The sequence below is a fragment of the Exiguobacterium sp. s124 genome (assembly GCF_018617485.1).
Taxonomy (GTDB): domain Bacteria; phylum Bacillota; class Bacilli; order Exiguobacteriales; family Exiguobacteriaceae; genus Exiguobacterium; species Exiguobacterium aestuarii.
In genome coordinates this window covers 272,997-297,982 of record NZ_JACSKH010000001.1, presented here as the reverse complement: position 1 = coordinate 297,982, position 24,986 = coordinate 272,997, and the positions used below count along the sequence as shown (strand labels likewise).

The following is a 24,986-nucleotide window of genomic DNA, read 5'->3' as shown; positions in this document are numbered from 1 at the left end:
TCAATGAACTTCGTCCGATATGTATAGAGCCACAACAAATGAACACGAGAATGTGAGGAAAGAAACATGAGTTTTACGAGACGAAATCAGTTGATGTTGTTGACGACGTTATTGATTGTGATGACGTCGATTGTTGTCCATTTGCTTCACCGATTCACAGAATTTGCCTATACGTATACGATTTTACGGAACGGTGCAGATGATTATGTGTATTCAACTATGACGTGGGTGTTATTCGCTCTTCCACTCGTCTTTTTCGGGATGATGTTCGTCAGCTTGAAACGAGAACAGAAGACGTTCCCGCACTGGATGATGTTGACGCTCACCTTCGCGAGCATCTCGACGATCGCCGGTGGACAAGGGCTCGTCGAATATCACTTTTCCATCTTTGTCGTCTTGGCGATCTTATCGTTCATGCGTCGCATCGATTTGATCCTCTACAGCGCCGGCATCTTCGCTGTCCAGCATTTAGCGGGATATGCTTTATTCCCTGAGATGATTTGTGGAACGAGCGATTATCCGTTCAGCTTGTTGCTTATCCATGCAGTGTACTTAATCCTGCTAAGTGCGGTACTCGTCGCCCAGATTCATTTCCGAAACAAGGAAACGGAACGTGTCGAAGCGCACGAACAAGAGACGCGACAGTTATTGCGACAAGCAATTCATGACGTCAGTTCCCTCGTTCAGTCCTTGAATAGCCACGCGGAAGAACTCGAATCGGCTGCGAACCAATCACTCGAATCAGGCGAACAGATCGCCATCACCGTCGACCCGATCGTTGCGCACGCTTCATCGCAACAAACATCGATGGTACAAGGGGCGGATGAGATCCAATCGATCCGCTCACTCACTGCACTCATCCAAGAACGAATGGCTCAGACGGCCGCTGCCTCGTCACGTATCGCGAAAGATGCCCTTTCCGGGAATACGGATATGCGTCTCATGGAAGAAAAAGTGCAAGAAATCATCACCGAGTCTGAACAACTCGAACGGATCGTCGCAACGATGTCGAATCGTTCATCTGAAATCCAAGGCATCTTGCAGCAAGTGGGCTCGATCAGTGAACAGACGAATATGCTCGCCTTGAACGCTTCGATTGAAGCAGCTCGTGCCGGAGAAGCCGGTCGTGGATTTGCTGTCGTCGCCTCAGAAGTCGGCAAACTTGCCGTCCAGTCTCGAGAATATGCGTCCGAGATGACACGTGTCCTCGGTGGATTGATGGAGGATACGACGGTTGTATCGAAATCCGCTCATTTGTTTAAAGCAGCGACGGAGAACTGTCAAACCGTCACGAACGATGTGACCGCCGTCTTCGGTCGACTCACGGAAGACGTGTCTGAAATCGATGCACAGATTGCGTCGATTCAAGAGACTCGGCAACACGTGACTACCCAGATGGAAACGCTCGAGACACGACTCGAATCAACAAAGCATGCGGCAAGCGAACTCCAGCAACAAATCCACCATGTCGCTGCCGCAACAGAAGAACAAGTCGCCATCCAAAAAGAGCTTAGCTCCATGTCAGACCGACTCGCCGTCACAGCGAACGCACTTGAAGATGTGACGACACAACTCGAAAATCACGCATCCCGCGCCTAACACAAATTCCCCCGACCGTTTGGTCGGGGGAATGTTGGTTTATTTGTCGAGCAGTTGTCGAATCCCTTCAGCGAGCGGTGTGACCGGACGTCCGAGAACCGGTTCAAAGTCACTCTCGTGAATCTCGAGCGTTCCTTGACGGATGCTTCGCTGAATGCCAGCGAGAAGTGCGACCACGTCATCAGGTAGTCCTGCCCCGCGCATCGTTTCTTCATACGCTTCGAGGTTCAACTCTTGCATCGCGACTTCGCGACCAAGCACCTCACTCAATGCATCGACGAGATCTTGCTGCGTATGGAGCGGTCCCGACAATTCATATACCGCACTCTCCTGCTGTTCTTTCAACAAAACGTTCGCCGCTGCTTCCGCATAATCTTGTTGAAGTGCCCATCCGACCTTCCCGTCCCGTGCTGCCGTGATCCATGGCGCCCCATCAAGCACTGCTTGAATACTCGACAACTCGTTCTCTAAGTACCAGTTGTTGCGCAAGAACGCATACGGAATCCCCGATTCTACAATCGCTTCCTCCGTGACGACATGTGGGGGTGCCATCAAGTTCTCACTATCTGTCGCATCGGCCAGACTCGTATAGGCGATAAATGAGACACCTGCCCGTTTCGCCGCCTCGACCGCGTTCGTATGTTGACGAATTCGTGTGTCATTGTCTCCATCTGCCGAGATGATCAAGAGACGTTCGACGCCTTTGAACGCTTCATCGAGTGTGTCCGGTTGATCGAAGTCCCCGTGGCGTACGTCGACCCCACGTTCTTTCAGTGATGCTGCTTTCTCTGGATTCCGTACGCTGACAGCAAGGTCGCTCGCATCGATTGACTTAAGTAACTCCTCTACAATTTTTGACCCTAATTTACCGGTTGCCCCGGTGATTAAATATTTCATTTTATTTTCCTCCTTCAACTTGTAATCGAATCAATTACATGTAACCATCATAATTACAGGTAACTCATTTGTCAATTACTCTTTCCCTGTTATACTAAACATGTAACAAAGTTGTTTACACGTATGAATAGAAAGGGAGAGATTTATGACAATCAGTAGTCGTTTTTCGGTGGCCATCCACATGCTGACTCTTGTCGCGCTTTCACCACCAGAAGTCATCTCATCAGATTTTTTAGCGCGGAGCGTAAATACAAACCCTGCCCTTATCCGAAAGATTATGGCTATGTTGAAAAAAGCTGAATTGATTCAGGTCAAACCCGGTGTGGCCGGCGCAACCCTAAAAAAATCACTAAACGCCATCTCACTTCTCGAAATCTATCAAGCTGTTTCTGTCGTTGAACCGAATGAATTGTTCGGGATTCATGACCAACCAAATCCCGCTTGTCCAGTCGGAAGAAATATCCAAACAACGATCGAACCCCTCTTTATAACCGCCCAATCTGCAATGGAACGTGTACTTGAACAGATTACACTCGGAGATGTCGTGAAAGACATCGAACAACTTGCAGATTGAAAGATTCACTTCATGAACCACTCTTTAGAGAGTGGTTTTTTCATTGACCTCTTGACTTTGAGTTCAAATGAACTTAAATTAATGACATAGAGGTTCATACGAACTTAAAAGGAGGAATTGTTGTTGACCCTACTCATCGGGTTTTTACTCATCGTCATCTTTATGCTCGCGCTTGACCTCGGGGTGTTCCACCGTAAGGCACACGAAGTCTCGCTCCGCGAGGCATGGACATGGACGTTTGTCTGGATCGGAATTGCAATCGTATTCGGAGGATGGTTGTTCTACACGCAAGGTAGTACGGCGGCGACAGAATATGCGAGTGTATACTTCATCGAAAAAGCACTCGCAATTGATAACGTGTTCGTCTTCTCGCTCGTCTTTGCCTACTTCGCCATCCCGCTCAAGTATCAGCACAAAGTGTTATTCTGGGGAATTCTCGGAGCCATTTTCTTCCGCGCCGTCTTCATCGTCGCTGGGGTATCGCTTTTAGAAAACTTCGGTTGGGTCTATTACGTGTTCGGAGCGTTCCTCGTCTATACAGGGTGGATGATGTATAAAAATATCGGGAAAGACGAGTCGCTCGAGGAGAACAAGACGATTCGTTGGCTCGAGCGACGCCTTCCGATCACGCAAGACATTTCATCAGGGAAGTTCACGAAGCGAATCAATGGGAAGTTGTTCTTCACGCCGCTCTTCATCGCGCTCATCTTCATCGAATTGTCGGATATCGTCTTTGCCGTCGATTCGGTCGCCGCGAGCTTCGCGTATTCGCGTGACCCGTATATCATCTTCTATGCGAACATCATGGCGATTCTTGGACTCCGTAGTCTCTACTTCGTCCTCGCCAACTTGATCGACCGTTTCTACTATTTGAAACATGGTCTCAGCTTTATGCTCGTCTTTATCGGGGCGAAGATGATCTTGGGCGATGTGTACAAGATGCCGATTTGGATGTCGCTCGGGACAATCATTCTCGTCATCTTGATTAGCGTCCTCTATAGTTTCTACAAAACGAAACCTAGTTCGTCCAAACACGTATAATGAATCAATCGATCCATTTCGTCGGTGTTCTTTCTTTGAAAATCGGGTAATCAATGAGGTGCACAACTACAGAAAAGGGGATTCACTATGTTTGATCGGATTGGCCTCATGAGTATCGGTCTCGTTTTCGGGATCATCCTCATGTTACTCTTCAACAACCTATTCGGACTGGTGTTTGGTGTCGTCCTTGGTGTCAGCCTCGTCGTCGCCAACCAAATCGGACGGAACAAACGAACGACCATCCATTAACGTAAAAGCACGCGCCCCCAAATATGAGGAGCGCGTGCTTTTACGTTAAAACATCGTATACGGATTAATGCTGTTTGCTGGCGATGAACTGCTATATACATAGCTGTTCCGATGTACTTCAAAATGGAGATGGTTTCCGAATGAGTTGCCGGTGTTGCCAACCGCTCCGATTGTCGCCCCTTTTGCGACCGTCTGTCCTTTGACGACATTGAGGCGGTCGAGGTGTGCGTATACCGTGATGTATGTTTGGCCATTTAACTGATGGGTCATCATGATGTGATTCCCATACGCCCCGTAGTTCCGGGAGACGATGACTTGTCCAGATGCGGCCGCCACGACTGGAGTCCCTCTCGGTGCCGCCAAGTCGATGCCGTTATGGAACGTGTAGCCGTATTGTCCGCTCGCTGGACCGTATTTTTGCGTTAACGTTCCTTTTGTCGGGATGATCATTTTTGCTGTCGACGTCGTCGAGAGTGTCGTCACACTATACTTCTTCACATATGTACTCGATACGTAACGGGCTGTCCCGTTAAAGTTGATTTTCGTCCATCCCCCGCTTACGCCGAGATACTTGAACGACTGGCCTAACTTCGCGCTTCCAACGATCGCATACGTCGTGCCTGGGCCCGAACGGACGTTTAAACTGTTGGTCGTGACTTTGACATAATACGTGGTCGCTGCTTCAGCAGGCGTACCGGCTGGGGTGAAGATTCCGATGGTGAGCAATGCAGCACAGAGGAGAGAAAGCATCTTTCGTTTCATAGTATGGTAAATCCTTTCAATTATGTATTTAAATTTTTATTTTTTATATTATCTTGATGAAAAAATTTTACCACCAAAACGAATCGACAAATATGTCATTTATATTTCAAATAAAGGAAAACAAATTCTAACTTACTTCCCTCATTTTTCCTAAAATCAAAAAAACATACACAGTCAATCATGACTGTGTATGCCTGTTACTCTTGATTCTCTTCTGCGTTCTCTTCTTCATCCTCTAAATCTTTAATCAGTTGCTTCATCTCTTCAATTTCACGGCGCTGCGCCTTGATGATCTCTTCAGACAGTTCTTTCACACGCGGGTCTTCGATTTCCGCACGCTCACTCGTCAAGATGGCGATGGAGTGGTGGGGAATCATTGCCTTCATCCAACTGACGTCATCGACCGTCGTCTGACTGCGTACGAGCCAGAGCGAGGCACTGAAGACGAGGACACTGACCCCTAGGATGATAAAATTAAGTGTTTTGTTCTTGTACATCCCCCACATAAAGAGAAGCATGACGAATGCCATGACCGATCCCATGATGAGTGCCATATACAACCTCGTCTGACTATAGAAGATATGATTGATTTGAAAGACGTTCAAATACATGAGCCAGTACATCAAAAATGTAGAGACCGCAATCATGATTCCAAATTTTCCGTACGATTTCATCTCGTTCACCCTTTCTCGTTATGCATGTAGAAGTACTTTTACCTACTTGTTCTGCACTCAAACCTGCATCTTTCTCAGTCATAGCGTGTTTTCCAAAGCTTTCACTTCTTTTTCACAAACGTAGGGTAGACTGATGAAATTGAGATTATGCAAGGAAGGGGAACATTGATGCAACAGGTGACACTGCGTGATGTACTGGCAACATTGGATTCTGTCTTATCGTGGTCCTATCTCGATCGTCCGGAAGAGATGGCGATTCGTGGAATCGGGACGACACCAGAAAAAATAAATAAAACTTTTTTATATGTATGTAATCGCCCCGTCAATGAACGCGGCGTCGACCTGGTGAAAGCAGCTATCCGAAACGGTGCAGTGGCTATCGTTACGGATCGACCGATTGATGCGCGCGTACCAGTTATTTACTGTCGAGACGTGACACGTGCATATGAACAACTACAGACTCTTTTCGTTCCGGAAGGAAATCACGCGAAGCACGCGGAACGATAACAGGAAGGAGGGATGCGTGATGAAAATCCTCATTGTGGACGATGAAGAAAAAATGAGACATTTGATTCGTCTGTTTCTCGAGAGCGATGGCTATTCTTGTTTAGAAGCAAGCGATGCCCGTTCAGCACTCGAACAAATTGAAGAACGCCCGGACCTTGTCCTCTTAGATATCATGATGCCGGAAGTGGATGGTATCTCCCTTTGTCGTCAACTAAAGACGATCGATCCGACATTGCCTGTCGTCTTGTTGACGGCACGTTCAGACAATGAGACGACAATTCAAGGGCTAGATGCCGGTGCGGATGATTACGTCACCAAACCATTCGATGGGAACGTGCTCCTCGCCCGGATCCGTGCCGTCTTACGGCGAAGCAAGGTTGTGAATATCCATTATGGTCCGCTCCGTTACGACGAAGAGAGCGGACGCATCCTTTATGAAGAACAAGAGGTCGTCCTCACCCCAAAAGCGACGGCCATCCTGAAGTTGTTCCTCCAGCATCCGAATCGACTTTTCAATCGCTTGGATCTCTATGACCTCGTCTGGCCCTATTCTGCCGAATCCGACCCTCGTACGGTCGATGCACATATTCGTATGATTCGAGAAAAGTTAGGGGATGCTGGATTTCCAATCGACGACTATTTGAAGACGGTTTGGGGACGTGGCTATCGTTGGACCGAGGAGCGTTCTGGATGAAGCGAAGTCGTAACAGTTTACCGTTTCGGATTAGCCTCGTCTTTCTCCTATCCACCCTCTTGATTGAAGGGGTGTTATTCCTTCTCCTCTATCACACGTTACTCGGGGAACGCGTGGTAGAAGAAATCAATCGTCTCGAATCTCGGGCCGAGAGCCATGCAAGCGTATTGGCGATGAATTTTTCGGAAGAAACGATCAGTCATGTGGCCACCATGGAAAGTGAGACCGACACGAAAGTCGCTATTACCGATACTGCTCATGATACGCTACAAACTTCGCACTCTTTTCCTCAAGTCTTAGTCGACACCGTCGATTCGAAAAAACGCACTGGTCCCTTTGATGACACGACCGTTCTAGAGGATGATTGGGAAAACGAACCGTATTTGAGTGTCCGCACACCGATTACGGACGATGCCGGCACACGATATGGATACGTCTATATGTTTTTACCGACCGAGATCATTCATGGGATCAGTCACCGCCTTCAATGGCGATTTCTATATATCACGGCCATCGCACTCGTGACGACCGTGCTGACGTTCATTCTCCTGAGCCGTCTCATTTCAAAACCGATTGAGTCGTTGAGACGAGCGACAGAGAACGTGCTCACGAACCCGGACGAGTTACAATTGCCGACGAACCGAGTCGATGAAATCGGCGAATTGGCCCGCTCAATCGAATCGATGTCTGTCGAACTATCTCGACTGCGACGAGAACGGCATCAGTTCCTTTCCGATCTTTCGCATGAAATTAAGACCCCTCTCACCTACTTGAGAGGGTATGCCGAGATCGCTTCAAAAGAGAGTACGCCTGAATCACTTCGCAAACAATCGATTCAAACCATTTTAGAAGAAAGTCGTTCGCTCACCGAACTCGTCGAAAATGCGTTTCAATTGGCACAACTCGATGAAAACACGTTCTTGTTGCATCGAGAAGAAGTGACCGTCACCACGTTTTGTGCGGACTTACGCCGAATGCTCGATACAATGTTCCGGATGACGACGATTCGCTTCGATGCTTCACCGAGCGCAGGACAACCAGATATCGCGCTTACATTAGATCGTCACCGCATGCTTCAAGTCTTCCGCTCTATCGCCCATAATGCGATTGAACATAGCGAGGCCTCGCATGTCTCGCTTTACTCACACGTCACGGACACACACCTCGTCTTGACCATCAGCGATGACGGGAAAGGCATTCCGACAGAAGATTTGCCTCATATTTTTGACCGGCTGTATCGCGTGGAAAAATCACGCTCCAGACAGACCGGTGGTAGTGGCCTCGGACTCGCCATCGCCGATCAAATCGTCACTCGCCACGGCGGGACGTTGACGGTATCCTCCGATGCATCGGGTACCTCTTTCACCGTCACGCTTCCCCTCGACAAAAAGACGCCTATCCTGTAATGGAAAGGCGTCTTTTGATCAGTTGAGCTCCCCTTTGTCGAGGCGAATCTCCCATTCCCCGTCTGTAAACTCATATACGCTATTATCCGATGCAACAAGCAACATGTGCTCCTCGTTGACTGCCAATTCGATTGGCACAGCGTTCGTTTGAAGTTCTGGAAGATTGAACGTCTCTGTCGACTCAGCGTCTAAGTTGAATCGAACACCTTCGAAAGAACCGTCTGTCTGCCGGACGTAAGCCAACTGCCCATCATCCGCTCCAACCGTGACTACCTGTTCCGCTTCAACAAGTGGCTCAAATGAATCCCCGGAATCATTTGAAACGAGGATCCCAGACGGACCGTACAAGAAGACGCGCTCCGCATCCGTCGCATCGGCGACAATCCCTGCTACTTGTCCTCCTTCGATCCCTTTCACCTGCATCGGTTCAAATGACTTCCCTCCATCTGTCGAGCGATGGAAACCTGTCTCGAGTTGGGACGTCGCCTCTTCTAAATAGACGTACAACGTTCCTGTCGCATATCCGGCGCTTATATAATGGAAATCCGCTTCTCCTTCGAGTGACCGTACTTCTAACATCGTACCGTGGTCTTTCCCGTAGATGACACCGAGCGGGTTTTTATAGTCCGTTCGGCGATCCGGGTGACCACTTGCATAAAACCCGTCTTCGACGAGTTCAAAGCCCATATAGTCGTGGCGATTCGTCGGAAGTGTATACCAGCCATCTTCTCGATACTCCATCAATCCGGCATGCGTTGCAATGACCGGACGGTTGTCGTCTTGCCAAAATCCAGCCCCATGGATGTGGGACACCATCTCATCCGCTCTCACGCGTTGCCACTCGTCTTTTTTGGTTGTCGTCATACTCTCTGATTGACTAGTGTCTGACGGTTCTTCCTCTGCACCACAAGCCGATAAAAGTAGTGGCGTCAGTAAAAGTGATAGCATCAACGTTCGTTTCATCTTGATCCCTCCATCTGTAGCATCCCATCTAGCATACGTGCTAAAGATGAAAAACTTGTTAAATCTTCAAAAGTCGGGCGTTGATGGCGACGATGACCGTGCTCAAGCTCATCAAAACAGCACCGATGGCTGGTGATAGAATGATTCCGACCGGAGCCAGCACCCCTGCAGCGAGCGGAATGGCGACGACGTTATATCCTGCGGCCCACCATAGATTTTGAATCATTTTCCGATATGTGTTTTGTGATAGCTCTAGAATGGATAGCACATCTTTTGGGTTACTGCGGACGAGGACGATGTCTGCCGTCTCGACGGCAACGTCCGTCCCACTCCCGATGGCGATGCCGACATCCGCTTGCGCTAGTGCCGGAGCATCATTAATCCCATCACCGACCATCGCCACTTTGCTACCATCTTTTTGAACATCCTTCACTTGATTCGCCTTGTCGTCCGGTAACACTTCAGCATACACATCGTCAATCCCGAGCTGACTGGCGACCCAATGCGCGACTTTTTCATTGTCCCCCGTCAACATGATGGAACGAACACCTTTTTCACGAAGCTCCTCGACGGTCTCTTTCGACTCTTCCCGTACTAAATCGGCCATCGCAATCATGCCGACCCATTCTCCGTCTTTCAAAACAAAGACAACGGTCTTCCCTTCCTCGGAGAGTCGACGGAACGTCTCCTCATCGATTTGAATATGCTGATCACGGATATGGCGTGGACTGACGACTTGAATATGCGAACCATCGACCGACCCTTCTAATCCGACACCTGTCATCGATCCGAAGTTGTCGACAGCCGACAATTTTAACTCCCGTTTTTCGGTTTCTCGCAAAATTCCTTGCGCGAGCGGGTGTTGCGACTCCCGTTCGACAGCCCCTGCTAATCGAAGTACATCTTCATCCGTGTAAGATGAGCTCGCTTGTACGTCCGTGACGCCGAAATTCCCTTTCGTCAACGTGCCGGTCTTATCAAAGATGACCGCATCGAGTCGACGTGCTTCCTCAAACTGAGTCCGATTGCGGATGAGGAGACCTTGTTTCGCCGATAACGCTGTCGAGACGGCAACGACGAGCGGTGTCGCCAGTCCGAGTGCGTGTGGACATGAGATGACCATGACCGTCACCATCCGTTCGACCGCTGTTCCAACCGAGTATCCGAGCATAAACCAGATTGTGAACGTGATGACCCCCGCCGCAATTGCGATATAGAACAAATATTTCGCTGCACGGTTCGCCAAATTTTGAGCCCGTGACTTCGATTTTTGGGCCTCGCTCACCAATTCGATCACTTTTGACAAATACGTACTTTCTCCCGTACCGATCGTTTCAATCGTCAAACTGCCCTCTTGGTTGATGGATCCCGCAATGACATCTTCGCCTTCTGTCTTTTCGACCGGGACCGATTCGCCGGTCAACATCGACTCATCGATGGTCGTCCGTCCTTTCACGATTTTCCCGTCCACGGGAACTTGCTCCCCCGGTTTGACGAGAATCCGGTCCCCTTCCTTTAATTCAGAGATGGGAACGTCTTCTATGTCTTCCCCGTTGATGCGATGCGCCTCGTTCGGCAGGAGTTGCACGAGTTGTTCCAGCGCATTCGACGCACCCATGACAGAGCGCATCTCAATCCAGTGACCGAGTAACATGATCACAATGAGTGAAGCGAGTTCCCAAAAGAAGTCATGCCCACTTCCATATCCGAAAACGACAGCCGCACTATAAAAGTAAGCGACGCTAATCGCCAAGCCAATGAGCATCATCATGCCTGGACTACGATCCCGCAGCTCTTCCACACTCCCTTTCAAGAACGGCCATCCACCGTATACGTACACAATCGTTGACAACACAAATAAGATGGTCTTTTCAAGCGGAAAGTCGAGTTCAAATCGTAACCATTCTTGAATCATGTCCGACAACAACAAAATCGGAATCATCAGACCGAGCGATACGAAAAAGCGTCGTTTGAAATCATCGATCATATGCTCATGTCCGTGTCCGCCATGATGGGAATCGTGACTTTCCTCATGGTGTTCATGTTCCATCATAATATCCTCTCCTTTACACGGTTTTTATACCCCTATGCGGTATCAGGATAAACGAATTTTGACTTTCATGTTTCTTTCACATTTAGGTGGTAAAACAGAGTAAGGACTGATCACAAAAGGAGTGTTACATTATGAAATCAAAAGGAATGTGGTTCCTCTTGATAGGGATATTGATTGGAATCATTCTCGTTCTACTGTTCGTCTTATTCAATGGAAGATGGAACATGAACAATATGAATCATATGTGGGGCGACAATTCGACGTTTGAACAGATGGATGATCACATGATGGGGAATGGTGATAGCGGACCGATGGGACACGGAACTATCCAAGAACTCGAGGCATCTGACGAATCGGAACAACCACTTCCGATTCCAACGCCATTGAAGCCAGATCGCGTCACGGAAAGTGCCATCTATTATACGGTAGTAGCGGATGAAGGAACGTCACGCTTTTTTCAAGATGGAAAATCGACAGAAACGCTCGGGTATAACGGAGACTTACTCGGACCGATGCTAGAGCTACCGAAAGGAAAGACGGTCGTGATTGATACAATCAACCGATTGGATGAACCGACAACGTTCCACTGGCACGGTCTTGTCATCCCTGCTGAAATGGACGGGGGGCCACATCAAGCTGTGCCTGCGGGTGAACGTGCGCAAGTTCGACTCGACATCGACCAAGAGCCTAGCACGCTTTGGTTTCACCCCCATCCGATGGGATCGACAGCCGAACAAGTTTACAAGGGACTCGCTGGTCTCCTCTATGTGACCGACGATGCACAGAGTGGCCTTCCAAACGAATACGGGGTCGACGATATCCCGCTCATCGTACAAGACCGATTGTTTACTAAAAACGGGGAATTGGATTACGATGCCCACATGAACGTCGACGGAACGACCGGGGATACGATTCTTGCGAACGGAGCCGTCAATACCACGTTCGATGTTCAGACCGAGACGCTCCGAGTGCGACTTGTCAACGGTTCAAACGCGCGTGATTTTGACTTTACCCTGTCGAACGGAGAGATGATGACGCAAATCGCAACAGATGGCGGTCTATTGGAGCGCCCCGTACCGATGAAGACCATCTCGTTGACGCCAGGCGAACGGGCCGAGGTGCTGATTGATTTCTCACAAGTAAAAGATAACGTTGCTTTAGAAGCGGATGGGGTACCGTTCACTACGTTTCGTATTGGCGAACTCGACAAGACGTCCATCGACATGCCGACGAGCGAAACAATCGAGCTCTCTACAGATGAGAAAATCGACCGCCAACTCACGCTGTTCGGGATGGGCAATATGGTATCCATCAACGGAAAGACATATGACCCGGACCGCATCGATATCGAAGCGAAACGCGGAGACACCGAAGTGTGGGAGATTGAAAACAAACCGGATATGATGGGTGGGATGACGCACCCCTTCCATATTCATGGTGTCCAATTCCGAATCATCAGTCGAGATGGTAACCCGCCAGCCGACCATGAGAAAGGTTGGAAAGACACGGTGGCCGTTTCTCCAGATGAACGAGTGAAGATTGAACTTACCTTCACTGAAACCGGCACGTTCATGTACCATTGTCACATCCTCGAACATGAAGAGAACGGAATGATGGGACAACTGAAAGTCACGGACTAAAGCCGACCTCTCCGCTTGCTATGCGGAGAGGTTTTTGTATCGTCTCGTCAATCCGTCCCAATTTCGGTACGTTTCTGTTAGGACTATTGCCTGTATAGGGATTCCTCCTCAAATGTCGTATACTTGTTGTGAATGAATGTACAAATGATTGCGAGGAGGTAAGTGGATGCGCCGATTTCGTAGGGTTAGGCAAAAGCGATCCGCTCGTCAAAAACAGGACCGTCATACGTTCTCCATCGCTTCCATTGTGGAAGAAGTACAGGATGCGATGTGTTATATCGATTTCTCGAAACACCGTCTCTATACGAATCATCTCCTTCGTCACTGGTGTCCATCCATGACGACTCAATCCTTCCCCACAACGGAAGCATTGACGCGTTTTCTCTATACGACGTTTGAAGCGCACGGCGCAGACATGTCGCAAGTCACCCATTTGATTCAAGAATTGCTGGAGTGCGAGACAGAGAAATGGCCAAGTATGACGTCACGTCGTCTTCAATTCGATGACCGAACGCTCCACCTCATCTTCAACTTCACTCGGACACCTCGGGGCGTCTTCATCATGTGGCGGGACCAAACGGAAGCCGTTCGGTTTGAAGAACGAAAAGATGCTTTCCTTGCTGAGCTGTCCCACGACTTCCGTACTCCTTTGACCGCCATCCATGGCTATACCGAATTACTGATGGCGCGACATGAGGGTTCTGAAAAGTCGTATCACATGCTAGAGCAAGTGATACAAGAATCGGAGCGGCTCGAGCGGCTCGTCGATAACTTCCTCGATTATCAAAAAGAGAGTTATACGGCCGAACAATTGTCCGTGACGACATTCGCACTCCGTCCGTTATTAGAAGATCTCATGTCGGGTTATCAAACGACCTCACCGCTTCATGCGGTGACGTTTCAGACGAATGACGTCTGGATTCAAGCCGACGAAGAAAAGTTGCGGCAATTGCTCCATAACTTGATTGGCAATGCCATCAAATATTCTCCAGACGGGGGCACGGTCCATACACAAGTCGAGGAATGTGGCGATACGGTCGTCTTGTCCGTATCAGACACCGGCATTGGAATTCCGGCTGATGCGCTCCCATATGTCTTTGATGAGTATTATCGTGTCGACTCCGCCGCCCACCAATCGATCAAAGGTACGGGGCTCGGTCTGCGGATCTGTAAACGAATCGCAGAAGCCCATGGTTGGGGCATCCACGCGGATTCCGTTTACGGGGAGGGCACGACTTTCACAATCGAGCTTCATACCCGAACGAGTTGTCCTTTGCCACAAACCTCCTTTCCATTGACGTCTGACTGATTCGATCAGTCGGATGTTTTTCATTTCGTGATGTAAAGCGATTCAATTTTGGGAATAGAGAAGTGATGAAGAGAGGAGGAAATGAAGATGAAACAACGTGGATACTTATCCATCCCGGTCGCCATCGTGTTCGCCGTCGTCTTTGGTCTGACCCTCGATAACTGGTGGCTCGGAATCGGTATCGGGATTGCCATGTTTTTTGCATTTCGGGGAACGAAGAAAAAAGCGTGAAGATGAGATGAATTTTTACACATCTCCGATTGACATTATTTTGAAGACTGCTACGGTTAATGTATAGTCTATCGAAAAGGTCGTGAAGGAATGACGCTCACCGTCTTGTTACTGAACGCCTGTGTTGCGTTCACCGGATTTTACATCATCTCGAAGATTTATCATTCTACGCTATTCCACTCACACTTTTTCCGTAGCTTGATCATCGGTCTGTTGGCCGGTGCGCTCGGTCTTTTTTTGATGTACAACGCCGTCGAGGCCAACGATACGGTACGTGTGGACTTACGTCATTTACCGCTCGTCCTCCTCGCATTTTACGGCGCTCGGGCACCCTTGTTCATTGCGACACTCGTCATTGCGAGTACGCGCTTTTTGTTCGGGATGACGGAACAAGCTTTTATCGCCTTCGTCGCGACATTCGTGGTCAGTATCGGGATGCTCTGGATTCATCGGTTGCTTCGGGAGCGACTGTTCTTACAAAGCATCTTTTTAAACGTCTGGGCGCTATTCGTCATCTCAATTGCCGTCTACATCAACATGGGATGGAATACGGCGTATGTGTCCCTCGTCTTGACCATTTGGATGGTCGGCATGCTCGTCGGTCTACTCTCGAGTATCCTCACCATCGATTTAGAACAGACGACCCGGCGTGCGATCGAATACAAACAGTCATCAGAGCGAGACCACTTGACCGGTCTCTATAATCGACGCGTATGGGATCGGTACACAGCTTCCATCGCACAAGAGAATCGGACGTACAATGTTCTTGCGCTCGATATCGATCACTTCAAACAGGTGAACGATACATATGGTCACGGGAACGGAGACCTCGTGTTACAACAGTTCGCTGACATTTTGAAAGTAGAGACGCGTGCACACGACACGGTCGCTCGTATCGGTGGAGAAGAGTTCGTCATTTTGATGTACGACTTGACGCCAGAAAAAGTGGATAAAGTGGCGAACCGGATTCGGGAACGGATTGCCGCTGAAACGTTCCACTTAGACGACTTCCCACCGATTCACATCACGACGTCCGTCGGGGTCGCACATGGTACCGCCCTTCCAATCAAACGGATGGTCGACCTCGCCGATTCGGCGCTCTATCAAGCCAAAAGTGAGGGGCGTAACCAAGTCGTCATCTCAACCTATGAATCACCTGAACCGATCATGACATGAAACAACCCCGTTTTCTCATATGAAAACGGGGTTGTTGTATACTTGTTTCGCGAATCGTTCGACCTCATCTGTCATGATAGCTGCCACAGGTACTTCTGGAACATCCTGCACGTTGTTAATGGTGTAGAGTCGTGTCTGCATGGTCGTTCGTCCCATCTCCTCCCACGCTGTTGAACCAACGAATGCAGCCTGAGCATGAATCGCTTCGGCTCGAATCGTTTCAGCAAATGAGACAATGTCGGAATCACCTTCCTGCGTCAAGACTGCGAGACGTGCGGTCGGAGAGATGTCCCGAATCCGAATGAGCGTTTCCCGATTGAACGAAGAGAAGACGACTCGGGCAGTCAACTGAAACTCATCGACAGCCTCCAAGGCAAGTCGCTCAATGCCTGGATACGCGTATTGATCTGTCTTCAATTCGACGTTCAGTGTAGCGTCGTTTCGCTTAATCAAGGCAAATACTTCTTCTAACGTCGGAATCCGTTCATACCCTTTAATCCTCAATTGACGTAGTTCGTGGATGGTCATATCTTTCACCCATCCTGTTCCGTTCGTTGTGCGGTCGACCGTCTCATCATGAATGACCATGAGTCGTCCGTCTTTCGACAAGTGGACGTCCAGTTCAATCCCATCCACAAAAGGAAGAGCCGATTTAAAGGCAGTCAATGTATTTTCTGGATACTTGGCGCTATAGCCGCGATGTGCAAAAATCATCATATCACTGTACCAACGTCGTGGTCGTCTCTTCTGCCGCACGCTTCAATGCGTCTTCGGCTGAAACACCTTGATACAAACTCTCGATTGCATTAGCAACACTAAGGCGAGATTGTGGGAATGTCGAGATGAGCGCTCCTTGTGTCGCCGGTGAAGGTTTCGTCTCACTCAATTGGTCGACCGTCACTTTGAGCTGTGGATATGTCACCCACATTTCTTCGACAATCGGCTCATTGTAAGCGTCAGGGTTGATGGCGAAGTAGCCTGTATCGACATGCCATTGCGCTTGCGTTTCTGTCGATGACACGTATTTCATGAACTCCCATGCGCCTTCTTTCGTCTCTTCAGCGATACCATCACCCATCCAGAGTGATGCGCCACCGATGACGACGCCTTGACGGTCTGCTTCGTTCGGTACCGGCAAGTATGAGGCACCGATCTCAAAGTCTGCATTGTCTGCGACGGTACGGATACCGGCCGACGAGTCCAGATACATCGCGACTTTTCCAGATTGGAACGCCGCATGCATGTCATCCCAGTTTTGACCGACGTTCAGGAACGTCTCCTCATCGTACATCTCTTTGATCAAGTTGAAGGCGTTCTGTCCTTCTTCTCCATCGAATACGGCTTTCGTCGGATTACCACTTCGTCCGTTGTCATTATCGACGTATAGCCCACCTTGCGCAGCGACGAGCTGTTCGAAGAACCAGCCATAGTTGAGCATCGTGAATCCGGTCTGGTCGTCCGTCGTCAATTTCTTCGCCGCCTCTTTCAACTCGTCATACGTGCGCGGTGCCTTCTCCGGGTCGAGCCCCGCTTCTTTGAACGCATCTTTGTTGTAGATGAGGACTGGTGTCGAGGAGTTGAACGGCATCGAGTATTGCTTCCCATCCACTTGGTAATAGCTCAAGATATTCTCTTCCCATACGCTCGTGTCAAAATTCTCTTTGTCGATGAACTCTTGGACCGGCGTGATTTTATTTGAGTCAATCATGTATTTCGTCCCGACCTCGAACGTCTGCATGATGGCAGGCGCGTCTTCCGAACCGGCGACCGCGTTGAACTTCGTGAGTGCTTCCTCGTACGTCCCCTGGAAAACCGGCTTCACTTCATAGTCGTCTTGCGACGCGTTGAACGCGTCGACCTGCGTGTTGAGCGCCGTTTCCAAGTCGCCGCTCATCGCGTGCCAAAAGACGACTTCTGTCTTTCCGTCTTCCGTCGTTGCCGCGACCGGTGCCGCTTCTTCACTTCCACATGCCCCGAGTAATAATACCGAACTTGCCAACCCTGCGAATAATCCAAACTTTTTCATTTGTCATGTCCCCCTATTATTTGATCGCGCCCTGCGTCAATCCTTCTTGTAGATGTTTTTGCCCTGCGAATAACAATAAAAGTGTCGGAATGATGATCAAGATGACGGCTGCCATGACGACGCCCCAGTCCGAGGCGACCTCGTTCGACTGCATCTGTTTAATCCCGATTTGGACCGTCCGCGCCTGTTCCGTATTCGTGACGAGAAGCGGCCATAAGTACATATTCCAAGTCGTCAAAAAGCTATATACCGACAACGTGACGAGCGGTGTCTTCGAGACCGGCATCACAACGTTCCAGAAGAAGCGGAACCGGCTGATCCCAGCGATTTGTGATGCCTCATACATTTCATATGGAATCGTCTTGAACTGTTGCCGGAGTAGAAACGTCCCGAACGCGAGTGCGAAGAACGGCACCGATAGTCCCCAGACGGTGTTGAGCCAGCCGAGCGACTGGATCGTCAAAAAGTTCGGCACCATCGTCGCTTCCCACGGCACCATCATCGTCGCGAGGAAAAGCATAAAGATGAGCCCTTTTCCTTTGAAGTCGATGAAGACGAACGCGAATGCCGCAAGACTCGACAAGACGACCTGCCCGACCATCACGAGGAGTGCGACAATCAAACTGTTTACTAAGTAGGTCATCATCGGAATTCGTTCGAACGCGCCCACGTAATTCTCAAAGGATGGGTCGCGTGGGAGCAAATGCCCTTGGAGTACTTCCTTCCCGTCCATCAGACTGATCGAGAACGCATACGCGATTGGAAACAGCATGACGACGGCGCTCAAGACGAGAAGCACATACACGCCTACATTCCGTAATCTCATTGGTAATGCACCTTCCTTTCGACCAGTTTGAACTGAAGCCATGTCAACAGAAGGACGGCGATGAATAAGAGCACCGCTTGTGCACTGGCACTTCCGACGTTGTAGTTGATGAACGCGTCTTTATAGATCGCATAGACGATGACGTTCGTCGCATTCGTCGGTCCGCCTTTCGTCAACAAGTCAATCTGCCCGAACGTCTGGAAGGCGTTGATGAGCGAGATGATGCCGACGAAGAAGAGCGTCGGGGACAACATCGGAATCGTGATGGCACGAAGTTGCGTCCAGTAACTCGTCCCCGCGATGTCCGCACTCTCGTATAGCGTCCGGTCGATGTTTTGCAGACCGCCGAGGAGAATCAAAAACGTGAAGCCGATATTCATCCAGACGGTCGCGAGCGACACGGAAAGGAGCGCATATTGCGGGTCGAGGAGCCACTGTACGCCGCTAGCACCAATCGCTTCGAGGAAGCGGTTGAAAATCCCGATCGACGGGTTGTAGATGAACATCCAGATGACCGATGACGCGGCGACACTCATCCCCATCGTCGCCGAGAACGCCGTACGGAAGATGCCGATGCCTTTCAATTTTTCATTGGCGAGTAATGCGAGACCGAGCGCGATGAGAATCGTGAGTGGAACGGTCAACAGGACGAACCCCACGGTCGCTTGGATGCTTTGCCAAAACGCCACGCTCGTGAACAGGTTGCTGTAATGACCGATTCCGACAAATTCAAGTGGCGTTCCTTGTGTATCCGTTCGAAAGAAGCTTAAATACATCGTCCGGAGGAGTGGATAGACGAGAAAGACACCAAACAAGATGATCGACGGGGACAAGTACAACAGTCCACTCGCCGCGTCCGACAGTCTCGCGCGGACTTTCTCCCTCGGTAAGGCGATCGTCATTGGAACACCTCCAGCGCCTCAAACAGTTTCGGGTGCTTCGGCTCGATGCGTTGCCCATCCGCATCGAATAGCGACATCTGTTTCGGTTCCACGTAGCACGCCACTTTTTCGCCGACGTTGAGTGGCCATTGTCCCGGCCACTTGGCTAGCCATTCATTCCCACCGACATCGAATGCGAGAATCGTCTCGGTCCCGAGTACTTCGATGTTCTTCAACTCCGCATAAAACGTCACGTCCTCATTTGCCGGTTTGATTTGTTCTGGACGGACGCCAAGTGTTGCCGCTGAAACGTCTGTCATCGCGTTCGGATGAAACATGCGTCCGTCCGACGCCATCCACCCTTTTTCTTGTCGTGTGACTTCGGCTAAGTTCATCGGAGGCGACCCGATGAATGAGGCGACGAACGTGTTCGCCGGCTTGTTGTACAGGTCGAGCGGTTTCCCGACTTGTTGTACTTCCCCTTCGTTGAGAAGCATGATGCGGTCCGCCATCGTCATCGCCTCGACTTGGTCATGTGTGACGTAAATCATTGTCAGCCCGAGTTTCCGCTGCAACTGACGAATCTCCGATCGCATCTTCGCCCGTAGTTTTGCGTCTAAGTTCGAGAGCGGCTCATCCATGAGGCAAATCGGTGCCTCGGTCACGATAGCGCGTGCCAAGGCGACGCGTTGTCTTTGACCACCTGAGAGTTCACGCGGCTTCCGTTTCAAATAATCGGTAAGTCCGAGCGTGTCGGCCGCCATGAGGCAACGCTCTCGCTGCTCCAATTTCGTCAGTCCTTTCGTATGTAATCCGAACGTGATATTTTTCTCGACCGTCATATGTGGATAGAGCGCATAGTTTTGGAAGACCATCGATAAGTGACGCTCGCTCGGCTTCATCCCGTTTGCCGCCACCCCGTCGATGCGAAGTGTTCCGCTCGTGATCGATTCGAGCCCGGCGATCATGCGAAGCATCGTACTCTTGCCACACCCGGACGGTCCGACGAGCGCAAAGAATTCTCCCGCTTCGATCGTCACGTCGATGCCCCGAATGACTTCCGTCTCCCCGAATGATTTCGTCAGTTGTTGTAGTTGAATCGTTTTCATGCCATTTCCTCCTTCTGACTTTGGACTTTCCAAAGTCGTTCATCCCCGGTCGATACCGCGAATGCCCCATGGTCGAGGGCGCGATGTACATCAATCGGTTGCCGAATCATGCCACCCGTCACAATCGGGAACGAGACATCCTGGGAAATCTTTTCGACGACACTTGGAATCAATCCGGGCATGAGTTCAATCGCATCCGGTTGCTGGGCCTCTGCGAGTTTGAGGCCGCTCGTGACCGCGTCTGAGTCGACGAGGAACAAGCGTTGGACCGTCAAGAGCCCTGCCCGTTTCGCGTGCTGTAGAACCGATGCCTTCGTCGTGACAATCCCGTCTGCTCCTACGCGTTTGGCGAGATAATCGATGCCATCCCGGTCGAGACTGATCCCGTTGATTCGCTCGGCGTGGAGGAAGACCGTTCGGTTCTCTCGTTTCAAATGCGCCACATAGCGGTCGAGCGTGCTGAGCGTCCCCATCATGAGGAACGTCGTCGTCACATCTGTCTGCAAAAACGCTTCGATTTGTTTTGGACTCTTGATCGAGGCAATCATCCGGTCCTGCCCGATTCGTGCAATCGCTTCATTCACTTGAATCATCCTTTCTTGAAAAAAAGGACCAACAGAAACGACACGTCATGGACGTACGGGCTTCTGTTGGTCTCTCAAAGGTTCTACCGGTAATTATTCACTTGGAAGTGAGGGGGTCTCACAGCTCCTATCGTAGCGAACGATTGTAAAGCTACGATAAAGGAATCGCTAAGTTTCATGAAGACAACGTAAAAAAACCGATTCACGGGGAATCGGTCAACGTCTGTTCGGCTTTCGCTAAAATGTCTGCTTTCACGTCATCGTCCCGTCCTTGCCAATTGCGGACCATCATCTTCATCCGTTGATTTTTCGAGAAGCGTTCCTCGTGACGATCGATGAACCGCCAGTAAAGGGCGTTGAACGGACAAGCATCCTCTTCGGTCGTGTGTTTCGGATTATATGGGCAATCTCGACAATAGTCACTCATCCGGTCGATATATTTTCCGGAGGCGACATACGGTTTCGTGGCGAGCTTCCCGCCATCTGCATGGAGTGCCATTCCGAGCACGTTCGGTAAGACGACCCAATCGTAAGCGTCGATATACATCTCATTGAACCAGTCGCTCGTCTGTTTTGGATTGATTTCAAACAGCGTCGCATAATTTCCAAGCACCATCAGTCGCTGGATGTGATGGTTGTGCGCATGCGCCACGACCGGCTTCAGACTTTGATGCAGGCAGTTCAAATCCGTCTTCGCGTCCCAGAAGAAGGATGGTAAGTCGCGCTCGTGCTTGAACGTGTTCACCTCTTCATACCCCGGCATGACAGCGAGATAGACGGCGCGCATATATTCCCGCCATCCAAGAATTTGACGGACGAATCCTTCGATCGATGACAATGGGGCATCCGCCTGACACGCCGCCTCGACCACTTCATGTGGCGTCAACAGACCGATGTTGATGGCAGCCGACAACAGACTGTGTGACATCTCGGGTTCATCCGTCACCATTGCATCTTGATACGGACCGAACGTCTCGAGTCGTTCTTCCACGAATCGCTTGAGCGCACGTCTCGCCTCGGTGTGTGTGACTGGCCAGTGAAACGGAGTCACCTCCCCTGGGTGGTCTGAGAACGTCGACTCGACCTTTTCGATGACGTCTTTCGTGATGGCATCCGGTCGAAAATGAATGGCGGACGGGAACGATAATCCTTTTTTCGGTGGCTTTCGATTCTCCGCATCAAACGACCATTTCCCTCCGCGAGGCTTCCCGTCTTCGAGCAAGACATCGAACCGCTTCCGCATGTGGCGATAAAACCGGTCCATCCGCCACGGTTCGTCTCCGAGTGTTTCTGTCGCTTCTTCTTTCGATAAGTAAAAGAGCGGAACATCTGCATGTTCGACAAGCTTATGTTTTTTGCCGAACTGTTTCAGCTTTTTAGCCATCGGTTCATCCGTGACGGCGGTGACATGAATCTCGTCCGGTTGATACTGTTTAAAATGTTCATCCCACGCGTCTTGGAACGAATCCGCCTCCTGATAATCGACGGTATACCCTTTGTCGCGCAACTCTTCGGCAAAGTGTCGCATCGCCGAGAAAATGAGGACGAGCTTTTGTTTATGATACGGACGCCACGTCGCGCGAGACGTCGCCTCGATCATGACGATGACGTCATCTTCTTTCATCTGCTTCAACATCTCGAGTTCATGTGAGAGTTGATTGCCAAGTATCCAAAATGAACGCATGTTGTTGACTCCTTTGTCTCATCAATGTGCTACAATCGAGCTACTTTCAAAGTGAGGTGACAGTATGCTCCCACAAGTGTTCAAAAACTGGGTGGACAGTCAATATAAAAACCCACGCGGTCCTGTCGGAAAATATATCGGGGAAAAGATGGTGCGCCAACATCGAATCGAAGTCGAATGGACAATCAATCAACTACATATGCATCCAAATGCGACCGTGCTTGAACTCGGATGCGGGGCGGGTGATGCGCTAGCGACCATCCTTCAACAGCGTGAAGATGTGACCGTGATTGGTCTCGACCGTTCGAAGACCGTTCTTGCTTCTGCCGAAAAACGTAATGCCACGTCCATTCGAACTGGACGGGCTCACCTGATGCAAGGAGACGTGCATCAGCTCAAGATCGACGACACATCCATTGATCACGTGTTCAGCGTTCACACACTGTATTTTTGGCAAGATGTGGCGACTGTCCTATCTGAAATCGAACGTGTCTTGAAACCGAACGGCACGTTTGTGATTACCTATTGCGATGGGAAAGGCGATATGCAGTGGAACGGGATTACTGACTTGATCAATGAACAATTCATCCCTGAGGCGACGAAACTCGGCTTTCAGGAAGTGTCCGTGCGGTGCGGTCCCGACTCCCGTGACTATCGTACGGTTGCGATAAATGGTAGAAAGTCGGGGTAGTAATCTATCCCCGACTCTTCCGCGTCAACGTCAATCCTCCAAATCCACTGATAACAGCGATATAAAATCCTAGATCGTAAAACCAGCCGGTGTTGTTCACTTCGTACACCCGATACGTATCATTGAATAACCCTAAAATGAGTGAGATCGGTGCAATCCATCCGTGCCAGATGCCCCAGAAAAAGCCTGCCGGGTCCGTCGTATACGTCCCGTCGCCAGGCACACACCCACCGAGTAGTGTAACGAGTGTGAGCATAATGAGTATGATGCCAAATCGTTTCATCTTTCATCCCTCCTGTTATGTGTATTCCCGTTTCTACAAAAAAAGCACTGACAAACGTCAGCGCCAAAGTTGGACAGTGTTCGCAAACTCGATATCGGTCGCGAGTTCACCGTCAAGTGCGTGCAAGTCAAAGTCTTCCCCATCGAGCCATTTTTGGAAATCAAAGATGACCGGATCGCGGTCTCCACCGAGCGCGAACCATGTCTCGAGCGTTTCTGGGAAATAGGCAGCCGTATGAATCGTTCCCGCCCAGCTCTTGTATAGTTCCGAGAAGACGCCCTTGTCGGTATCGTTCATGAGACGAAACGCGCTCTCCGCGTCTTGAATCAAATGTTGCACCACTTTGATCTCCATCATGCGACGGGTGGAATCATCAAGATGGTAACGATTCTCGTGTTGCAACAGTTCGAAATGGTTCGTACATATATTCGACTCCCGCACTTGAATATCCCGCGGTGTCGCCTCAATCACGCGTGTCTTCGACGACTTGTCGTGGACGACGTACGTGAAGGAGCCACGATGCGGAATCTCTTTTAATAAATCGACCGCTTCTTCTACCGTCGCACACGTCTCAAGAATGATGCGTCCAATCATTTGACAGACGAACCCGTCCCCCGGTCGACGACGATTGATGAAGTTGTATCCCATCGCGAGACCTTTCTCGTTCATCCCGTCCATGCGCCCCGTGACACGAGACACCGGTCCGATAAAGGCATACCCGTCGTCCGGTTGAAAGACGTTGTAGCGTCCGTCATACGTCATCGGATGATAGTCATAGTTCCGGACGAGGAAGTTGTCGCCGGTCAGAATCGAGCAGCCACTGATTGGATTATTGACGCGGAAATGTCCGAAATGGAGCAACGTATCATTGAGGGACAGTTTGAGCTCGTCTTGAAGCCCGATCAACTCCTCCCAAATCTTCGGAGCCACCGCATCAAAGGCAGCCTTCGCCTCTGCCGCGTCAATCTCAAAACGGGGGGCGCGTAGCTTCCATTGGTCCGTCCGATTCTCAAGCAGTTGACTTCGTTTTATATATTTCCCTTGAAATCGACCGAAGTCATAATGATTTCCGCGAAATTGTGTCAGTTCACTAGAGAATTGTTGCATGAAAAAACCTCCCTTGCGCC

General features: G+C 50.0%; 26 protein-coding genes. 12 read left to right on the top strand and 14 right to left on the bottom strand.

The window, feature by feature from the left end; translation table 11 throughout:
- Positions 1-66 precede the first annotated feature (66 nt).
- Positions 67-1,599 carry a methyl-accepting chemotaxis protein gene (locus KNO85_RS01635; protein WP_214786360.1) on the top strand — a complete coding sequence of 511 codons (1,533 nt, stop codon included), beginning with the start codon at positions 67-69 and terminating at the stop codon, positions 1,597-1,599.
- Between the two features lie 39 nt (positions 1,600-1,638).
- On the opposite strand, the gene KNO85_RS01630 is transcribed toward KNO85_RS01635, so the two are convergent.
- Positions 1,639-2,496, bottom strand: a complete 858-nt coding sequence (locus KNO85_RS01630) for an SDR family oxidoreductase (RefSeq protein WP_214786359.1) — start codon at positions 2,494-2,496, stop codon at positions 1,639-1,641.
- Between the two features lie 145 nt (positions 2,497-2,641).
- Here KNO85_RS01630 and KNO85_RS01625 point away from each other — a divergent pair, with 145 nt between their 5' ends.
- The 3 genes from KNO85_RS01625 to KNO85_RS01615 all read left to right on the top strand — a co-directional run bounded on the left by KNO85_RS01625 (position 2,642) and on the right by KNO85_RS01615 (position 4,360).
- Positions 2,642-3,070: an Rrf2 family transcriptional regulator gene (locus KNO85_RS01625; protein WP_214786358.1), complete on the top strand. Its 429-nt coding sequence runs from the start codon at positions 2,642-2,644 to the stop codon at positions 3,068-3,070.
- A gap of 123 nt (positions 3,071-3,193) precedes the next feature.
- Positions 3,194-4,111, top strand: coding sequence for a TerC family protein (locus KNO85_RS01620; RefSeq protein ID WP_214786357.1), 918 nt, complete (start codon positions 3,194-3,196; stop codon positions 4,109-4,111).
- A gap of 87 nt (positions 4,112-4,198) precedes the next feature.
- The gene (locus KNO85_RS01615) at positions 4,199-4,360 is read left to right on the top strand and encodes a hypothetical protein (RefSeq protein ID WP_214786356.1); all 162 of its coding nucleotides are present in this window, start codon (positions 4,199-4,201) and stop codon (positions 4,358-4,360) included.
- Positions 4,361-4,405: 45 nt separating this feature from the next.
- Here KNO85_RS01615 and KNO85_RS01610 read toward each other — a convergent pair whose 3' ends face one another.
- The gene (locus KNO85_RS01610; RefSeq protein ID WP_214786355.1) at positions 4,406-5,122 is read right to left on the bottom strand and encodes a peptidoglycan DD-metalloendopeptidase family protein; all 717 of its coding nucleotides are present in this window, start codon (positions 5,120-5,122) and stop codon (positions 4,406-4,408) included.
- A gap of 197 nt (positions 5,123-5,319) precedes the next feature.
- A complete protein-coding gene (locus KNO85_RS01605) occupies positions 5,320-5,796 on the bottom strand; it encodes a DUF305 domain-containing protein (protein ID WP_214786354.1) in 477 nt (158 codons plus the stop codon).
- A 168-nt stretch (positions 5,797-5,964) separates the two neighbouring features.
- Between KNO85_RS01605 and KNO85_RS01600 the strand changes: the two genes are divergently transcribed.
- From KNO85_RS01600 to KNO85_RS01590, 3 genes are read left to right on the top strand one after another with little or no spacing between them, the layout of a single operon-like run.
- Complete coding sequence (locus KNO85_RS01600) at positions 5,965-6,303, top strand: hypothetical protein (RefSeq protein ID WP_214786353.1); 339 nt, start codon at positions 5,965-5,967, stop codon at positions 6,301-6,303.
- Positions 6,304-6,322: 19 nt separating this feature from the next.
- On the top strand, positions 6,323-6,997 hold the full coding sequence (locus tag KNO85_RS01595) for a response regulator transcription factor (protein WP_251126079.1): 675 nt from the start codon (positions 6,323-6,325) through the stop codon (positions 6,995-6,997).
- Positions 6,994-8,403, top strand: a complete 1,410-nt coding sequence (locus KNO85_RS01590; protein ID WP_214786351.1) for a sensor histidine kinase — start codon at positions 6,994-6,996, stop codon at positions 8,401-8,403. The genes KNO85_RS01595 and KNO85_RS01590 overlap by 4 nt, the downstream gene beginning before the upstream one ends.
- An 18-nt stretch (positions 8,404-8,421) precedes the next feature.
- On the opposite strand, the gene KNO85_RS01585 is transcribed toward KNO85_RS01590, so the two are convergent.
- Positions 8,422-9,366, bottom strand: coding sequence for a F510_1955 family glycosylhydrolase (locus KNO85_RS01585; RefSeq protein ID WP_214786350.1), 945 nt, complete (start codon positions 9,364-9,366; stop codon positions 8,422-8,424).
- A 58-nt stretch (positions 9,367-9,424) separates the two neighbouring features.
- A complete protein-coding gene (locus KNO85_RS01580; RefSeq protein ID WP_214786349.1) occupies positions 9,425-11,419 on the bottom strand; it encodes a heavy metal translocating P-type ATPase in 1,995 nt (664 codons plus the stop codon).
- A gap of 131 nt (positions 11,420-11,550) precedes the next feature.
- Here KNO85_RS01580 and KNO85_RS01575 point away from each other — a divergent pair, with 131 nt between their 5' ends.
- From KNO85_RS01575 to KNO85_RS01560, 4 genes are all read left to right on the top strand, one after another.
- Positions 11,551-13,059 carry a multicopper oxidase family protein gene (locus tag KNO85_RS01575; RefSeq protein WP_214786347.1) on the top strand — a complete coding sequence of 503 codons (1,509 nt, stop codon included), beginning with the start codon at positions 11,551-11,553 and terminating at the stop codon, positions 13,057-13,059.
- A gap of 166 nt (positions 13,060-13,225) precedes the next feature.
- A complete protein-coding gene (locus KNO85_RS01570) occupies positions 13,226-14,368 on the top strand; it encodes a sensor histidine kinase (RefSeq protein ID WP_214786345.1) in 1,143 nt (380 codons plus the stop codon).
- Between the two features lie 87 nt (positions 14,369-14,455).
- Positions 14,456-14,599, top strand: coding sequence for a hypothetical protein (locus KNO85_RS01565; protein ID WP_214786343.1), 144 nt, complete (start codon positions 14,456-14,458; stop codon positions 14,597-14,599).
- Positions 14,600-14,689: 90 nt separating this feature from the next.
- On the top strand, positions 14,690-15,775 hold the full coding sequence (locus KNO85_RS01560; protein ID WP_214786341.1) for a GGDEF domain-containing protein: 1,086 nt from the start codon (positions 14,690-14,692) through the stop codon (positions 15,773-15,775).
- Positions 15,776-15,790: 15 nt separating this feature from the next.
- Here the strand turns inward: KNO85_RS01560 and KNO85_RS01555 are convergent, their stop codons facing one another.
- From KNO85_RS01555 to KNO85_RS01525, 7 genes are all read right to left on the bottom strand, one after another.
- Entirely contained in the window at positions 15,791-16,492 is a 702-nt protein-coding gene (locus KNO85_RS01555) for a glycerophosphodiester phosphodiesterase (RefSeq protein WP_214786339.1), read from the bottom strand.
- A 1-nt stretch (position 16,493) separates the two neighbouring features.
- Entirely contained in the window at positions 16,494-17,801 is a 1,308-nt protein-coding gene (locus KNO85_RS01550; protein ID WP_214786337.1) for an ABC transporter substrate-binding protein, read from the bottom strand.
- Positions 17,802-17,817: 16 nt separating this feature from the next.
- The gene (locus tag KNO85_RS01545) at positions 17,818-18,627 is read right to left on the bottom strand and encodes a carbohydrate ABC transporter permease (protein WP_214786335.1); all 810 of its coding nucleotides are present in this window, start codon (positions 18,625-18,627) and stop codon (positions 17,818-17,820) included.
- Positions 18,624-19,529 (bottom strand): carbohydrate ABC transporter permease, encoded by a 906-nt coding sequence (locus KNO85_RS01540; RefSeq protein WP_214786333.1) that lies wholly within the window; start codon positions 19,527-19,529, stop codon positions 18,624-18,626. Before KNO85_RS01540 ends, KNO85_RS01545 begins: the two co-directional genes overlap by 4 nt.
- Positions 19,526-20,617 (bottom strand): ABC transporter ATP-binding protein, encoded by a 1,092-nt coding sequence (locus KNO85_RS01535; protein WP_214786331.1) that lies wholly within the window; start codon positions 20,615-20,617, stop codon positions 19,526-19,528. Before KNO85_RS01535 ends, KNO85_RS01540 begins: the two co-directional genes overlap by 4 nt.
- A complete protein-coding gene (locus KNO85_RS01530) occupies positions 20,614-21,210 on the bottom strand; it encodes a glycerol-3-phosphate responsive antiterminator (protein ID WP_214786328.1) in 597 nt (198 codons plus the stop codon). Before KNO85_RS01530 ends, KNO85_RS01535 begins: the two co-directional genes overlap by 4 nt.
- 193 nt (positions 21,211-21,403) lie before the next feature.
- Positions 21,404-22,885 (bottom strand): cryptochrome/photolyase family protein, encoded by a 1,482-nt coding sequence (locus tag KNO85_RS01525; protein ID WP_214786326.1) that lies wholly within the window; start codon positions 22,883-22,885, stop codon positions 21,404-21,406.
- A gap of 64 nt (positions 22,886-22,949) precedes the next feature.
- On the opposite strand from KNO85_RS01525, the gene KNO85_RS01520 reads away from it, so the two are divergent.
- Entirely contained in the window at positions 22,950-23,576 is a 627-nt protein-coding gene (locus KNO85_RS01520) for a class I SAM-dependent methyltransferase (RefSeq protein WP_214786324.1), read from the top strand.
- 4 nt (positions 23,577-23,580) lie between these two features.
- Here KNO85_RS01520 and KNO85_RS01515 read toward each other — a convergent pair whose 3' ends face one another.
- Complete coding sequence (locus KNO85_RS01515; RefSeq protein WP_012727334.1) at positions 23,581-23,859, bottom strand: hypothetical protein; 279 nt, start codon at positions 23,857-23,859, stop codon at positions 23,581-23,583.
- 57 nt (positions 23,860-23,916) lie between these two features.
- The gene (locus tag KNO85_RS01510; RefSeq protein WP_214786322.1) at positions 23,917-24,966 is read right to left on the bottom strand and encodes a C45 family autoproteolytic acyltransferase/hydrolase; all 1,050 of its coding nucleotides are present in this window, start codon (positions 24,964-24,966) and stop codon (positions 23,917-23,919) included.
- Positions 24,967-24,986 lie beyond the last annotated feature (20 nt).

Excerpts from the sequence above, each read along its gene's own strand:
- KNO85_RS01605 (WP_214786354.1), bottom strand. The coding sequence starts at position 5,796 with ATGAAATCGTACGGAAAATTTGGAATCATGATTGCGGTCTCTACATTT.
- KNO85_RS01540 (WP_214786333.1), bottom strand. The coding sequence starts at position 19,529 with ATGACGATCGCCTTACCGAGGGAGAAAGTCCGCGCGAGACTGTCGGAC.
- KNO85_RS01610 (WP_214786355.1), bottom strand. The coding sequence starts at position 5,122 with ATGAAACGAAAGATGCTTTCTCTCCTCTGTGCTGCATTGCTCACCATC.
- KNO85_RS01560 (WP_214786341.1), top strand. The coding sequence starts at position 14,690 with ATGACGCTCACCGTCTTGTTACTGAACGCCTGTGTTGCGTTCACCGGA.
- KNO85_RS01515 (WP_012727334.1), bottom strand. The coding sequence starts at position 23,859 with ATGAAACGATTTGGCATCATACTCATTATGCTCACACTCGTTACACTA.
- KNO85_RS01635 (WP_214786360.1), top strand. The coding sequence starts at position 67 with ATGAGTTTTACGAGACGAAATCAGTTGATGTTGTTGACGACGTTATTG.
- KNO85_RS01520 (WP_214786324.1), top strand. The coding sequence starts at position 22,950 with ATGCTCCCACAAGTGTTCAAAAACTGGGTGGACAGTCAATATAAAAAC.
- KNO85_RS01595 (WP_251126079.1), top strand. The coding sequence starts at position 6,323 with ATGAAAATCCTCATTGTGGACGATGAAGAAAAAATGAGACATTTGATT.
- KNO85_RS01550 (WP_214786337.1), bottom strand. The coding sequence starts at position 17,801 with ATGAAAAAGTTTGGATTATTCGCAGGGTTGGCAAGTTCGGTATTATTA.
- KNO85_RS01615 (WP_214786356.1), top strand. The coding sequence starts at position 4,199 with ATGTTTGATCGGATTGGCCTCATGAGTATCGGTCTCGTTTTCGGGATC.
- KNO85_RS01530 (WP_214786328.1), bottom strand. The coding sequence starts at position 21,210 with ATGATTCAAGTGAATGAAGCGATTGCACGAATCGGGCAGGACCGGATG.
- KNO85_RS01545 (WP_214786335.1), bottom strand. The coding sequence starts at position 18,627 with ATGAGATTACGGAATGTAGGCGTGTATGTGCTTCTCGTCTTGAGCGCC.
- KNO85_RS01585 (WP_214786350.1), bottom strand. The coding sequence starts at position 9,366 with ATGAAACGAACGTTGATGCTATCACTTTTACTGACGCCACTACTTTTA.
- KNO85_RS01600 (WP_214786353.1), top strand. The coding sequence starts at position 5,965 with ATGCAACAGGTGACACTGCGTGATGTACTGGCAACATTGGATTCTGTC.
- KNO85_RS01630 (WP_214786359.1), bottom strand. The coding sequence starts at position 2,496 with ATGAAATATTTAATCACCGGGGCAACCGGTAAATTAGGGTCAAAAATT.
- KNO85_RS01525 (WP_214786326.1), bottom strand. The coding sequence starts at position 22,885 with ATGCGTTCATTTTGGATACTTGGCAATCAACTCTCACATGAACTCGAG.
- KNO85_RS01510 (WP_214786322.1), bottom strand. The coding sequence starts at position 24,966 with ATGCAACAATTCTCTAGTGAACTGACACAATTTCGCGGAAATCATTAT.
- KNO85_RS01580 (WP_214786349.1), bottom strand. The coding sequence starts at position 11,419 with ATGATGGAACATGAACACCATGAGGAAAGTCACGATTCCCATCATGGC.
- KNO85_RS01570 (WP_214786345.1), top strand. The coding sequence starts at position 13,226 with ATGCGCCGATTTCGTAGGGTTAGGCAAAAGCGATCCGCTCGTCAAAAA.
- KNO85_RS01575 (WP_214786347.1), top strand. The coding sequence starts at position 11,551 with ATGAAATCAAAAGGAATGTGGTTCCTCTTGATAGGGATATTGATTGGA.
- KNO85_RS01555 (WP_214786339.1), bottom strand. The coding sequence starts at position 16,492 with ATGATGATTTTTGCACATCGCGGCTATAGCGCCAAGTATCCAGAAAAT.
- KNO85_RS01565 (WP_214786343.1), top strand. The coding sequence starts at position 14,456 with ATGAAACAACGTGGATACTTATCCATCCCGGTCGCCATCGTGTTCGCC.
- KNO85_RS01625 (WP_214786358.1), top strand. The coding sequence starts at position 2,642 with ATGACAATCAGTAGTCGTTTTTCGGTGGCCATCCACATGCTGACTCTT.
- KNO85_RS01590 (WP_214786351.1), top strand. The coding sequence starts at position 6,994 with ATGAAGCGAAGTCGTAACAGTTTACCGTTTCGGATTAGCCTCGTCTTT.
- KNO85_RS01535 (WP_214786331.1), bottom strand. The coding sequence starts at position 20,617 with ATGAAAACGATTCAACTACAACAACTGACGAAATCATTCGGGGAGACG.